The organism is Gordonia sp. UBA7599 (assembly GCA_002477755.1).
GTDB lineage: Bacteria > Actinomycetota > Actinomycetes > Mycobacteriales > Mycobacteriaceae > Gordonia.
Genome location: DLKD01000090.1, coordinates 1 through 12,535, shown reverse-complemented (window position 1 = coordinate 12,535; position 12,535 = coordinate 1). Strand labels below are relative to the sequence as shown.

The following is a 12,535-nucleotide window of genomic DNA, read 5'->3' as shown; positions in this document are numbered from 1 at the left end:
ACCGTGCAGGTCATCCCGCACATCACCGACGAGATCAAGCGCCGGGTGCTGGACATGCGCGAGCCCGGCGACGACGGTGTGCGCCCCGACGTCGTCATCACCGAGATCGGCGGCACGGTCGGCGACATCGAGTCGCAGCCTTTCATCGAGGCGGCCCGTCAGATCCGTCACGACGTCGGTCGGGACAACGTGTTCTTCCTCCACGTCTCACTGGTGCCCTACCTGGCCCCATCGGGGGAGTTGAAGACCAAGCCGACACAGCACTCGGTGGCTGCGCTGCGCAACGTGGGCATCCAGCCCGACGCCCTCATCCTGCGCTGTGACCGCGACGTGCCCGAAGGCCTCAAGCAGAAGATCGCGCTCATGTGCGACGTCGACATCGAAGGTGTGATCTCCACTCCCGACGCGCGCAGCATCTACGACATCCCCAAGGTCCTCCACGCGGAGAGCCTGGACGCCTACGTCGTGCGCAAGCTGGGACTGCCGTTCCGCGACGTGGACTGGTCGGTGTGGGGCGAGTTGCTGCGCCGCGTGCACGAGCCGGAGGAGACGGTCCGGGTCGCACTGGTGGGCAAATACGTCGACCTCCCCGACGCCTACCTGTCGGTGACCGAGGCGATCCGGGCGGGCGGATTCGCGCACTGGGCGCGCACCGAGATCGTCTGGGTCCAGTCGGACCTGTGCGCCACCGACGCCGGTGCGCAGCACGAGCTTGGCGACGTCGACGCCATCCTGATCCCGGGTGGCTTCGGCATCCGTGGGATCGAAGGCAAGGTCGGAGCCATCCGCTATGCGCGCCGACGCGGCATCCCGCTACTAGGCCTGTGTTTGGGCCTGCAGTGCGTGGTGATCGAAGCGGCGCGCTCGGTTGGTTTCGACGACGCCAATTCCGCGGAGTTCGAGCCCGAGACGACCCACCCGGTGATCTCGGTGATGGCCGACCAGGAGCAGGCGGTGGCCGGCGAGGCGGACTTGGGCGGCACAATGCGGTTGGGCTCCTACCCGGCCGTCCTGGGCGAGGACACTCAGGTGGCCCGGGCCTATGGGACGACCGAGGTCAGCGAGCGCCACCGGCACCGATTCGAGGTCAACAACGCCTACCGCGACCAGATCGCCGAGTCGGGCCTGGTCTTCTCGGGCACCTCGCCCGACGGGCGCCTCGTCGAATTCGTCGAATACCCGCGCGAGGTGCACCCGTTCCTTGTCGCGACTCAGGCGCACCCGGAGTTGAAGTCGCGCCCGACTCGCCCGCACCCGTTGTTCCGCAGCCTCATCGAAGCTGCGTTGGAGTACAAGGCGGCCGAGCGCCTGCCTGTCGAGATCAGCCGCCACAACGCAGAACAGGGCGGCGACGCGGCGTCCGCGGTCGCCGAATAGCGCCGACCATGTCCGGCGACGAGCAGCACGAGTTCACAGTCACCGGCTCGACCGTGCGCTACGAGGGCGCGATCGTGGCGCTGCGCGTCGACGAGGTCGTGATGCCCGGTGGCCACACGGCCCGGCGCGAAGTCGTCGAGCATCGTGGGGCCGTGGCCGTCGTCGCCCTCGACGACCAGGATCGTGTCGCACTCATCGAGCAGTACCGGCAACCACTCGGTCGGCGCCTGTGGGAATTGCCGGCCGGTCTCCTCGACGCGGAGGGGGAGGAACCTGTCGACGCCGCTGAGCGGGAACTGGCCGAGGAAGTCGACCTCGCCGCCGACCGGTGGGAGGTCCTGCTGGACCTCGCCCTGTCACCGGGATTCACCGACGAGGCGCTGCGCGTGTACCTCGCCCGCGGGCTGCGCAGCCTGCCCGGTGCGCAGCGCGTCGACGAGGAGGCCGATCTGCGCTGGTCCTGGGTGCCGTTGGACACCGCGGTCGCGATGGCACTGTCCGGTGACATCGTCAACGCCACCGCGGTCGCGGGGGTCCTCGCTGCGGCCCGCGTCGTCGACGGTGCCGGATCGACACGGCCGGTGACGGCGCCCTGGGCCGACCGTCCGACGGCGTTCGACCGGCGCATGGCCGCACGGGGTGAGCAGGGCTGACCGGAGCGCCGCCCCCACTGGCCGACCAGGTGGACCGCTACCTCGACCACCTGGTGGTCGAGCGGGGCGTCGCCGCGAACACCGCCGCCTCCTACCGTCGCGACCTGCGTCGCTACCGGGACTACCTGATCGGTCGGGGCATCGGTGATCTCGCCGAGGTCGATGAATCCGACGTGCGCGAGTTCCTCGTTGATTTGCGCTCGCCGGGTACCGGCGAGCCGCCACCGGCACCGCTGTCGGAGAGTTCGATCGCCCGTACGCTCGTGGCGACCCGCGGACTGCACAAGTTCGCTGTCGCCGAGGGCATTGCGGGCGCCGATCCCGCCCGCGCGGTGCGTCCACCGAAACCTGCGCAACGCCTTCCGAAAGCGCTCTCGGTGGCTGACGTGGATGCGATTCTCGCCTGCACGGGCGGCGACGACCCGAGAGGCCTGCGCGACCGCGCGCTGCTCGAACTGCTGTACAGCTGCGGAGCGCGCATCTCCGAGGTGACCTCCCTCGACATCGACGACCTCGACCTGGCTCACCGCACCGTTCTGCTGCGCGGCAAGGGCGGCAAGCAGCGCCTCGTTCCCGTCGGCGGTCCGGCCGTCGACGCCGTCGACGCCTACCTGGTGCGGGCGCGGCCTTCGCTGGCGTCCGCGCGCAGCGGGGCGGCGGTGTTCCTCAACGCGCGCGGTGGCCGGTTGTCGCGGCAGAGCGCGTGGCAGATCCTGTCCGACGCGGCGCAGCGGGCGGGGATCACCGCCGCGGTCTCGCCGCACACCCTGCGCCACAGCTTCGCCACCCACCTGCTCGACGGTGGTGCCGACGTACGTGTCGTCCAAGAACTCCTCGGTCATGCCTCGGTCACGACCACGCAGGTCTACACGCTGGTCACGGTGTCCACGATGCGCGAGGTCTACGCCACGGCCCACCCGAGAGCCCGCTAGGGTGGAGGCGACTGTGCAGGGCCAGGTCACCGTGTCAGGAAGGGGTCATCGTCTGTGAGTACGCCGGAGTCCGACGACAAGTACCGGCTATCGGTCACCACTTCCGGCGCCGACGACGAGACTGACTCCCGGGCCGCGGTGTCGGCCGGCGAACTCGGCCCCACCGGCCGGCCGGTGCGCCCCGTCCCGGTACCCCGGCCACTGAGTTCGCACGGCCCGGCGAGGATCGTCGCGGTGTGCAACCAGAAGGGGGGCGTGGGCAAGACGACGTCGACGATCAACATCGGTGCGGCGCTGGCCGAGTTCGGTCGCCGTGTCCTACTCGTGGACCTCGACCCGCAGGGCGCTCTGTCAGCGGGTCTAGGTGTCGCCCACCACGAGCTCGAGCAGACCGTCCACAATCTTCTGGTGCCGCCGTTGGCGCCCATCGACGATGTGTTGCAGCGGACCCGGGTCGAGGGGATGGACCTGCTGCCGAGCAACATCGACTTGTCGGCGGCCGAGATCCAGCTGGTCAGCGAAGTGGGTCGGGAACAGGCCCTGCGCCGTGCCCTACACCCGGTCGTCGACCGCTACGACTACATCCTGATCGACTGCCAGCCGTCACTGGGCCTGCTCACCGTCAACGCCCTGGCCTGTGCCGACAGCGTGCTGATCCCGATGGAGTGCGAGTACTTCAGCCTGCGCGGCTTGGCCCTGCTCACCGACACCATCGAGAAGGTCCACGACCGGCTGAACCCGGACTTGGAGATCGGCGGGATCCTCGCGACGATGTTCGACCCGCGGACCGTGCACTCGCGCGACGTGATGGCGCGCGTCGTGGAAGTGTTCGGCGACGTCGTTTTCGACACCGCGATCAACCGCACGGTCCGGTTCCCGGAGACGTCGGTGGCCGGCGAGCCGATCATCTCCTGGGCGCCGAAGTCATCGGGCGCGCAGGCCTACCGCGACGTCGCCGCCGAGGTCATCGCGCGCGACGGCGAATCCCGATGAGTGTGCCGGTCGACGCGGCCGACACGACTTCCGACGAGAGTGCCGACAGCGGTTTCCGGGTCAGCCTGACCAACTTCGAAGGCCCCTTCGACCTGCTGCTCAACCTCATCAGCCAGCACCGGCTCGACGTCACCGAGGTGGCGCTGCACGAGGTGACCGACGACTTCATCGCCTACACCAAGACCATGGGCGAGGCGATGGACCTCGAGCAGACCACCGAGTTCCTCGTCGTCGCAGCCACCCTGCTCGACTTGAAGGCCGCGCGGCTATTGCCGTCGGGTGAGGTCGACGATCTCGAAGACCTGGCGCTGCTGGAGGCCCGCGACCTGCTGTTCGCGCGGCTGCTGCAGTACCGCGCCTACAAGCAGGCGGCCGCGCTGTTCGCCGAGCTCGAGGCATCCGCCTTGCAGCGCTATCCGCGTGCGGTCAGCCTCGAAGACCACTTCGCGCAATTGCTACCCGAGGTGACGCTGGGCGTCGACCCGATGGGCTTCGCCGAGGTCGCCGCAGCGGCACTGACGCCCAAACCGACTCCCACGGTCGGCCTGGACCACCTCCACATCCCGAAGGTGTCGGTTCCAGAGCAGGCCAAGCGGCTGTCGGCGCTGCTGCGCGACGCGCCGAACGGTCGCCTGACGTTCGGCGAACTCGTCGCAGAATGTGAGAACGGTCTGGAGGTCGTCGCGCGATTCCTGGGTCTGTTGGAGCTGTACCGGGAGCGGGCCGTCGGCTTCGAACAGGAGGAGGCGCTGGGCGTGCTCACGGTTTCGTGGACCGGCGACCGCGACCCCGACGAGCTGAACATGGAACGAGTGGAGGATTACGGATGACCGAGGAGTCGGCCCAGACCACGCTGGAGTCCGAGGACGCGATCCACCTCGACGACGCCGGGCTGCGCGCTGCGCTGGAAGCCGTGCTGCTCGTCATCGACACGCCGGTATCGGTGGAGGAATTGGCGACGGCTACCGAGCAGGACCGGCTGCGCGTCAAGGACATGCTGACGGCGATGTCGGCGGAGCTCACCGCAGCCGGCAGCGGCATCGACCTGCGGTACACCGCCGACGGATGGCGCTTCTACACCCGCGCCGAGTTCGCGCCCTACGTGGAGCGACTGCTGCTCGACGGCGCCCGCAGCAAACTGACCCGCGCCGCCCTGGAGACGCTGGCCGTTATCGCCTACCGGCAACCCGTGAGTCGGGCGCGCGTGTCGGCGATCCGCGGCGTCAACGTCGACGGGGTGATCCGCACCCTCGTCGCACGCGGGCTCATCAACGAGGCGGGCACCGATCCGCAGACCTCGGCGACGACCTACGGGACCACCGAGCTGTTCCTCGAGCGCCTCGGTCTCGCCTCGCTGGCCGAGCTCCCCGACCTGGGTCCGCTGCTGCCCGACGTCGACCTCATCGAGGACCTCTCCGACGAGCTGACCTCGGATCCGCGATTCGCCAAACTATCGGCGGGACGGGCAGAATCGGGGGATTCCGCCACCGAGCCGAGTGTGGCGGACACCGACGACGACCAGGACTGAGACGATGGCATCCGCTAGCCGAGACGGCACACCGGGACCCCGCAAATCGGGTGGCAAGAGCCAAACGGGTGGGAAGGGCAGACCGCCCGCCGGTAAGAAGAATGGTCCGCGCAAGGGGGGCCCGAGCAAGGGTGGCGCGCCCAAGGGTGGCAAGCCCCGCCAGCGTTCTCGAGTCGACGCCGAGTCGGGGAAGGTGCGGCTCAACAACGCCAAACCGGCCAAGCGTCAACACTTGCCCGCCGATGATCGGGCCGACGGCGAGTTCGTCGGCACTACGGCCGCCGGCGACCCCTACAATCCGGAAGGCACCCGACTGCAGAAGGTCCTCGCCTCGGCCGGAGTGGCCTCCCGGCGCGGTGCCGAAGAGCTGATCGCCGCCGGGCGCGTGAGTGTCGACGGCGTCGTCGTCACCGAGCAGGGCATGCGGGTGGATCCGCGCCAGGTCATCGTGCGGGTCGACGGCGTGCGTGTCCTGGTCGACGAGGACATGACCTACTTGGCGCTCAACAAGCCCACCGGGTACCACTCGACGATGGCCGACGACCAGGGCCGGCCGTGCGTCGGCGACCTCGTCGCCGAGCGGGTGATGGCGGGGCAGCGGCTGTTCCACGTCGGGCGCCTCGACGCCGACACCGAGGGCCTGCTGTTGTTGACCAACGACGGGGAGCTCGCCCACCGGTTGATGCACCCGTCGTTCGAGGTTCCCAAGACCTATCTGGCCACCGTGCGCGGCGAGGTGCCGCGTTCGCTGTCGCGCCGGGTGCGCGACGGCGTCGACCTCGATGACGGGCCGGTGAAGGCGGACGAATTCGTACCGCTGCAGGTGTGGGACGGTTCGTCGCTGGTGCGGATCACGCTGCACGAGGGCCGCAACCGGGTCGTGCGTCGCCTGATGGACGAACTCGGCTTCCCGGTGACCCGCCTCGTGCGCACCGACGTCGGTCCCATTGCGCTGGGCGAGCAGCGCCCCGGGTCCATCCGGGTCCTGGGCCGCGACGAGATCGGCGCCCTGTACAAGGCGGTGGGATTGTGACCGGCGAGGATCCGACCACTGCAGATGCGACGCAGGTCGTCGCGATCGACGGCCCGGCCGGCACGGGCAAGTCGTCGGTGTCGCGCCTGCTGGCCGATGAGATCGGCGCCCAATACCTCGACACGGGTGCGATGTACCGGGCGGCGAGCCTGGCGGTTCTGCGCGCCGGGCTGGCCCCCGACGACGAGGACGCCGTGGCGAACCTGGTCTCGGGTCTGACGATCGACCTCCGCGACCGGGATGGCGACACAGTGGTGTTGCTCGACGACGAGGACGTGTCCACGGCGATCCGTGCCGCCGACGTCACCGCAGCGGTGTCCGCGGTCGCCGCCAATGCGGCGGTGCGCGAGCAGATGGTGCGGTTGCAGCAAGAGGTGGCGCAGGGCCGGTTCGTCGTCGTCGAGGGCCGCGACATCGGAACCGTGGTGTTCCCCGACGCCGAGCTCAAGGTCTTCCTCACCGCGACACCGGAGGCGCGTGCCCTGCGGCGCCACCGGCAGAACCTCGCGAACGGGACCGAGAGCGACCTGGACGAGGTGTTGGCGAGCGTGAACCGCCGCGATCACCTTGATTCGACGCGGGCGGTGTCGCCGCTGCGGCGGGCCGAGGACGCATTGGAGTTCGATACAAGCGACTTGACGCTGGCGCAGGTGCTTGCCGCGTTGACCGAGATGGTGCAGCAACGGATCGGAGTGCAGCGGTGACCGACGAGGTTCTGGGAGCCGACTCCCTTCCCGGCGACGGTGTGTGGACCGACGAGGCCGACTGGCAGGTCGTCGACGCCGTCGGAGATGACGACGCGACCGGTGCCGCCGCCGCATTGCCGTCGGTGGCGATCGTCGGCCGGCCCAACGTCGGCAAATCGACGCTGGTGAACCGATTCCTCGGTCGCCGTGAGGCCGTCGTCGAAGACTTTCCCGGTGTGACGCGCGACCGCGTCGCCTACCCGGCCAGTTGGACGGGACGGTCGTTCATGGTCGTCGACACCGGCGGGTGGGAGCCCGACGCCAAGGGGTTGCAGCAGGCGGTCGCCGACCAGGCCGAGCGTGCGATGCAGTCGGTGGACGCGATCGTGCTGGTCGTCGATGCGACGGTCGGCGCCACGGCCACCGACGAGGCTGTCGCTCGCGTCCTGCGGCGCTCGAAGGTCCCCGTCCTGCTGGCCGCCAACAAGGTCGACAGCGAGCGCGCCGAGGCCGACGCCGCGGCCCTGTGGTCGTTGGGCCTGGGTGAGCCGCACCCGGTGTCGGCCGCACACGGCCGAGGCGCCGGCGACCTGCTCGACGAGGTCCTCAAGGTGCTGCCCGAGCAAACACGGGTGGCCGCGCCCGTCGGCGGTCCGCGCCGCGTCGCCCTCGTCGGCAAGCCGAACGTCGGGAAGAGTTCGCTGCTCAACAAGCTGGCCGGCCAACAGCGCTCGGTCGTCGACAACGTTGCCGGTACGACGGTCGACCCCGTCGACGAACTCATCGAACTCGACGGTAAGACGTGGCTCTTCGTCGACACCGCCGGTTTGCGCCGCAAGGTGCGGACTGCGTCGGGCCACGAGTATTACGCGTCGCTGCGCACCCGGTCGGCCTTGGAGGCCGCCGAGGTCGCGATCCTGCTCATCGATGCCTCCGAGCCGCTCACCGAACAGGACCTGCGCGTACTGAGCCTGGTGGTCGAGACCGGTCGCGCGCTGGTCATCGCATTCAACAAGTGGGATCTCGTGGACGAGGACCGGCGCTACACCCTCGACAAGGAGATCGACCGCGAGCTGAGCCGCGTGCAGTGGGCCTCGCGCGTCAACATCTCGGCGACGACCGGTCGGGCCGTGGGCAAGCTCGTGCCCGCTCTCGAGGAGGCCCTCGCGTCGTGGGACAAGCGTGTCGGAACCGGGCAGTTGAACAACTGGATCAAGGACGTCGTCGCGGCCAACCCACCGCCGGTGCGAGGCGGGCGTCAGCCGCGGATCATGTTCGCCACGCAAGCGGCCACGCGGCCCCCGACGTTCGTGCTGTTCACCACCGGCTTCCTGGAGGCCGGGTACCGCCGGTTCCTGGAGCGGCGGTTGCGTGAGGAGTTCGGATTCCACGGCTCGCCGGTGCGGGTCAACGTGCGGGTGCGCGACAAGCGCGAGCAACGACGCAAGCGATAGGCGCCGAAATCGGTGCGTTTAGGATGGCCTTATCCGGTGCCGGCTCGGCGCCGCTGGAGAAAGGGAAGACCTTCATGAACCTTCGCATCGCCGGCGCGGTCAGCGCCCTGGCCGCCGTCACACTGTTCGGCGCCGTTGGCTGCACCAACTCCGAGCAGGCGTCCGACGCCACCGGCACCGTGCCGTCGGTCGTGCAGACCCAGACGCTCGACGCCGCGAAGGCGCAGGAGATCCTGCGGACCATCGTCAACCCCGACACCACGCCGGAAGCAGCGGCCGCGCTGGTCAATTCGGCCGACGCGGGATGGGGTGCGAAGCTGCACGGCTTCGCCGAGTCCGCATCCCGTGGCGGCTACACCCCGGACAAGTTCACCGTGAAGTCGATCGCCGCTCAGGGCGCCGACAAGGCCGTCGCGCAGGTCGACGTTGCCAGCCCGCACACCCCGGCGCCGGTGACGGTGCCCTACACCTTCGACCTGGTCGACGGTTCGTGGAAGCTGTCGGCGGAGTCCGCCGAGGCTCTCGTCGGCATGGGCGCGTCCCGCTCGCACCACTGATCGCGGCGAGCGACCACCGATGAGGAGTCCGCGCCGGACGGGCGTCACCGTTGCGGTGGCCTGTCTGGCGCTCCTCGTCGGGTGTACGACCACACCGCTGCAGGTGGGCGGGTCGTCTCCGGTGCCGACGGTGGTACCCGCCGGGCCGCGCAGTGCGTCGATCCCGGCCGACCCGGTGCCGGTGGAACGCAACCCGGTGCCGCAGCTGCCGACGACCGTCGCGTCGTCGGACGGGCCGAACGTCACGGTCACCGACGTGAGCCGCATCGTCACACTCGACCGATTCGGCACCTACGGCACGACTGTGTTCGCTCTAGGGCTCGGTGCCAACCTCGTCGGTCGCGACATCGCGACGAAGTTCCCCGCGACCGCGCACATCCCGGTGCTCACGCCTGACGGGACCAACGCCAATCTCGAGGCACTGCTCGCGCTGCGCCCGACCGTGGTGCTCGCCGACGCGTCGCTGCCGTCGATATCGGCGCTGGCGGTCCGGTTGCGGGCGGCTCGCATCCCCGTCGTCCTGGGCGAACCGTCGCGAAACCTCGACAACACGGCCGCCCAATTGCGGGCGACCGCGGCGGCTCTGGGCGTGGTGGCGGCGGGGGAGAAGCTGGTGGAGCGGGTCGACGGGCAGATCGCGCAGGCCCGCGCCCTGGTTCCCCGCTTGAACCCGAAACCGAAGATCGCGTTCCTGTACGCCCGCGGGACCGGGTTGATGATCCTCGGTGGCCCCGGCTCGGGGGCATCGGAGCTCATTGAATTCCTCGGCGGCGTGGACGCGGGTACAGCGGCCGGGCTGAAAGAGCCGTACACGTCGTTGACGGCAGAGGGATTGATCAAGGCCGCGCCGGACGTGTTGCTGATGATGACCGACGGATTGGCGTCGGTCGGCGGCATCGACGGGCTGCTGCGCGTGCCCGGCGTCGCACAGACACCGGCCGGGCGCACGCGGACGGTGATCGACATGCCCGACGGCCAGTTGTTGACGTTCGGGCCGCGAACCGGCGCGGTTGCCCTCGCCTTGGCCAAAGCCCTCTACGAGGACTGAGCCGATGGGACACAGTGGGCCGGGTACCGGTGAGATCCGGCGGGTGCGCGCCGGGCTGGCGTTGGCGCTCGCACTCGCGCTGACCGTCGTCGTGGCGCTCTACTCCATGGCGATCGGCCAGAACCCGGTGCCACTAGCCCAGGTGGTCGGGTCGCTGCTGCACCACATCAGCATCTCGGTGGGGCCGCTGCCCGATCAAGTCGGTGAGGACACCCTCTGGCAGGTTCGGATCCCGCGGGTCTACCTGGCGCTGGCGGTCGGTGCGGCGCTGGGCTGTGCGGGCGCGGTGCTGCAGGGGGTCTTCGCCAACCCACTCGCCGAGCCCGGCGTCATCGGTGTCTCATCGGGAGCAGCGGCCGGTGCGGCCGGGGTGATCGCCGTCGGCGGGCTGGGTGCGGCGGGCTACTACGTTGCGGGTGGGGCCTTCGCCGCAGGTCTGGTGACCACGCTGTTCGTCTACATGGCGTCGCGGTCGGCGGGACGCACCCGGGTGGTCAGCCTCATCCTGACCGGCATTGCCGTCAACGCCTTCGCCGGCGGTCTCATTGCCTTCTTCACCTACCGCGCGACTCCGGCCGCGCGCGACCAGATCGTGTTCTGGCAGATGGGCAGCCTGAACCGGGCCACGATGGACCAGGTGCTGCTGGTCGCCGTGCTGGTGGTGACCGGCCTGGTGGCATCGCTGCTGCTGGCCCGCCAGATCGACCTGTTGTCGCTGGGGGAGTACACCGCCGGACACCTCGGCGTCGACGTCGAAAAGCTGCGGCGGATGTCGGTGGTCATCGTCGCGCTGCTGACGGCCGCGGCGGTCAGCTTCTGCGGAATCATCCTGTTCGTCGGTCTGGTGGTGCCGCACTTCATGCGGCTCATCGTCGGACCGCGCCACCTGGTCTTGATCCCGGCGAGCGCCCTGGCCGGTGCGGGGCTGCTCACCGCCGCCGACCTGGCAGCGCGCACCCTGGTGCCCTACGGTGAGTTGCCCATCGGGATGGTGACCAGCCTCGTCGGTGGTCCGGTCTTCCTGCTGCTGTTGCGCCGCGAGATGAAGCGTGGAGGCTGGCTGTGACCGCACTGCGCATCACCGGGCTCGCCGTTTCCCGCGGACAGCGCCAAGTATTGACCGACGTGTCGTTGGACGTCGACGCCGGAGAGTTGGTGTGCCTGGTGGGCCCGAACGGCGCCGGCAAGTCCACGCTGGTGTCGGCCATCGCGGGCACCTTGGGAACCTCTGCGGGGAGCGTTGAGCTGATGGGCGAGCCGATCTCGGAGATGTCGGCGCTCGAGCAGGCCCGCCGGCGCGCGGTTTTGCCGCAGGAGCACACCATCGGATTCACGTTCACCTGCGCAGAAGTGGTGCAGATGGCCCGCCACGCCTGGGCCCGCACCGATCAGCGCCGCGACGACGATGCCGTCGTGGCCGCGGCGATGACCGCCTGCGATGTGACGGGGTTCGCCCGGCGCAGCTTCGAGAGTCTGTCCGGAGGCGAGCGCGGGCGCGTCGCGCTGGCACGCGTCCTGGCGCAGGGGACGCCGATCCTGGTACTCGATGAGCCGACCGCGGCGATGGACCCGCACTATCAGGAGCAGGTCATGTCCGTCGTGCGGCGGGCGGTCGACGGGGGTGCGGCCGCGCTCGTCGTCGTGCACGACCTCAACCTGGCCGCCGCCTACAGCGACCGCGTCGCGGTGCTCGCACCCGACGAGGACGGGTGTGGTCGGCTGGTCGCAGTCGGAGCACCGCGGGCGACACTGACGGCCGAGCGGGTCAGCGAGGTGTACGGCCTGCCGATGCGGACCCACGACGTCGAAGGGCAGCACGTCGTCCTCCCGCACCGTGACAGCGACTGAGCGCGGGTGTCCGGTACGGCTGTGCCATACTTCCCGGCATGGGTGCAGCGGGTCTGATCATCATCGGCGTCATTCTCTTCGGCATGATCGCGGGAGGGATCGCACAGCTGATCCTCGGCGTGAGCAAGGTGTCGACGATGGACTGGTCGCTGGCCTTCTTCTCGGGGATCATCGGTTCGTTCGTCGGCGGTCTGCTGCACGGCCTGATCACCCAGCACCGCTTTGTCATTGAGCCCAGCGGGCTGATCTTCTCGGTCATCGGCGCGATCATCGTGACCGCCCTGTGGACCTGGTTCAAGAAGGCCCGCGCGTCGCACTGACGCGCGGACGGGGCGATTGGTCCGGGCGCACCGGCGTGCGCTAAGGTGAGTCTCGCTCTGGAGAGCAACGGGCTGTGGCGCAGTTTGGTAGCGCACTTGACTGGGG

The 12,535-nt window shown here is 69.5% G+C and carries 14 protein-coding genes; all 14 read left to right on the top strand.

Translation table 11 applies throughout. From position 1 onward, the window contains the following. On the top strand, positions 1 to 1,377 hold a 1,377-nt coding region (locus B4L26_RS10560), incomplete at its 5' end, for a CTP synthase (RefSeq protein WP_290718763.1). 8 nt (positions 1,378 to 1,385) lie between these two features. Next, on the top strand, positions 1,386 to 2,030 hold the full coding sequence (locus B4L26_RS10555; protein WP_290718761.1) for an NUDIX domain-containing protein: 645 nt from the start codon (positions 1,386 to 1,388) through the stop codon (positions 2,028 to 2,030). Between the two features lie 29 nt (positions 2,031 to 2,059). Further along, positions 2,060 to 2,962, top strand: a complete 903-nt coding sequence (gene xerD / locus B4L26_RS10550; RefSeq protein ID WP_290718760.1) for a site-specific tyrosine recombinase XerD — start codon at positions 2,060 to 2,062, stop codon at positions 2,960 to 2,962. Between the two features lie 54 nt (positions 2,963 to 3,016). Beyond that, on the top strand, positions 3,017 to 3,955 hold the full coding sequence (locus tag B4L26_RS10545; protein ID WP_290718757.1) for a ParA family protein: 939 nt from the start codon (positions 3,017 to 3,019) through the stop codon (positions 3,953 to 3,955). After that, positions 3,952 to 4,785, top strand: a complete 834-nt coding sequence (locus B4L26_RS10540) for a segregation and condensation protein A (protein WP_290718755.1) — start codon at positions 3,952 to 3,954, stop codon at positions 4,783 to 4,785. The genes B4L26_RS10545 and B4L26_RS10540 overlap by 4 nt, the downstream gene beginning before the upstream one ends. Beyond that, the gene (gene scpB / locus B4L26_RS10535) at positions 4,782 to 5,483 is read left to right on the top strand and encodes an SMC-Scp complex subunit ScpB (protein ID WP_290718753.1); all 702 of its coding nucleotides are present in this window, start codon (positions 4,782 to 4,784) and stop codon (positions 5,481 to 5,483) included. The genes B4L26_RS10540 and scpB overlap by 4 nt, the downstream gene beginning before the upstream one ends. A 4-nt stretch (positions 5,484 to 5,487) precedes the next feature. Beyond that, positions 5,488 to 6,516 (top strand): pseudouridine synthase, encoded by a 1,029-nt coding sequence (locus B4L26_RS10530; protein ID WP_290718751.1) that lies wholly within the window; start codon positions 5,488 to 5,490, stop codon positions 6,514 to 6,516. After that, on the top strand, positions 6,513 to 7,220 hold the full coding sequence (gene cmk / locus B4L26_RS10525; protein WP_290718749.1) for a (d)CMP kinase: 708 nt from the start codon (positions 6,513 to 6,515) through the stop codon (positions 7,218 to 7,220). Before B4L26_RS10530 ends, cmk begins: the two co-directional genes overlap by 4 nt. After that, entirely contained in the window at positions 7,217 to 8,656 is a 1,440-nt protein-coding gene (gene der / locus B4L26_RS10520; RefSeq protein ID WP_290718747.1) for a ribosome biogenesis GTPase Der, read from the top strand. Before cmk ends, der begins: the two co-directional genes overlap by 4 nt. A 74-nt stretch (positions 8,657 to 8,730) precedes the next feature. Next, positions 8,731 to 9,213: a DUF4878 domain-containing protein gene (locus tag B4L26_RS10515; protein WP_290718746.1), complete on the top strand. Its 483-nt coding sequence runs from the start codon at positions 8,731 to 8,733 to the stop codon at positions 9,211 to 9,213. A gap of 19 nt (positions 9,214 to 9,232) precedes the next feature. Further along, complete coding sequence (locus B4L26_RS10510; protein ID WP_290718744.1) at positions 9,233 to 10,261, top strand: heme/hemin ABC transporter substrate-binding protein; 1,029 nt, start codon at positions 9,233 to 9,235, stop codon at positions 10,259 to 10,261. 4 nt (positions 10,262 to 10,265) lie between these two features. Continuing rightward, positions 10,266 to 11,327 carry a FecCD family ABC transporter permease gene (locus B4L26_RS10505; RefSeq protein WP_290718742.1) on the top strand — a complete coding sequence of 354 codons (1,062 nt, stop codon included), beginning with the start codon at positions 10,266 to 10,268 and terminating at the stop codon, positions 11,325 to 11,327. Continuing rightward, complete coding sequence (locus B4L26_RS10500; RefSeq protein ID WP_290718740.1) at positions 11,324 to 12,109, top strand: heme ABC transporter ATP-binding protein; 786 nt, start codon at positions 11,324 to 11,326, stop codon at positions 12,107 to 12,109. The genes B4L26_RS10505 and B4L26_RS10500 overlap by 4 nt, the downstream gene beginning before the upstream one ends. Positions 12,110 to 12,147: 38 nt before the next feature. Beyond that, positions 12,148 to 12,429: a GlsB/YeaQ/YmgE family stress response membrane protein gene (locus B4L26_RS10495; protein ID WP_290718738.1), complete on the top strand. Its 282-nt coding sequence runs from the start codon at positions 12,148 to 12,150 to the stop codon at positions 12,427 to 12,429. The last annotated feature ends 106 nt before the right edge of the window (positions 12,430 to 12,535 follow it).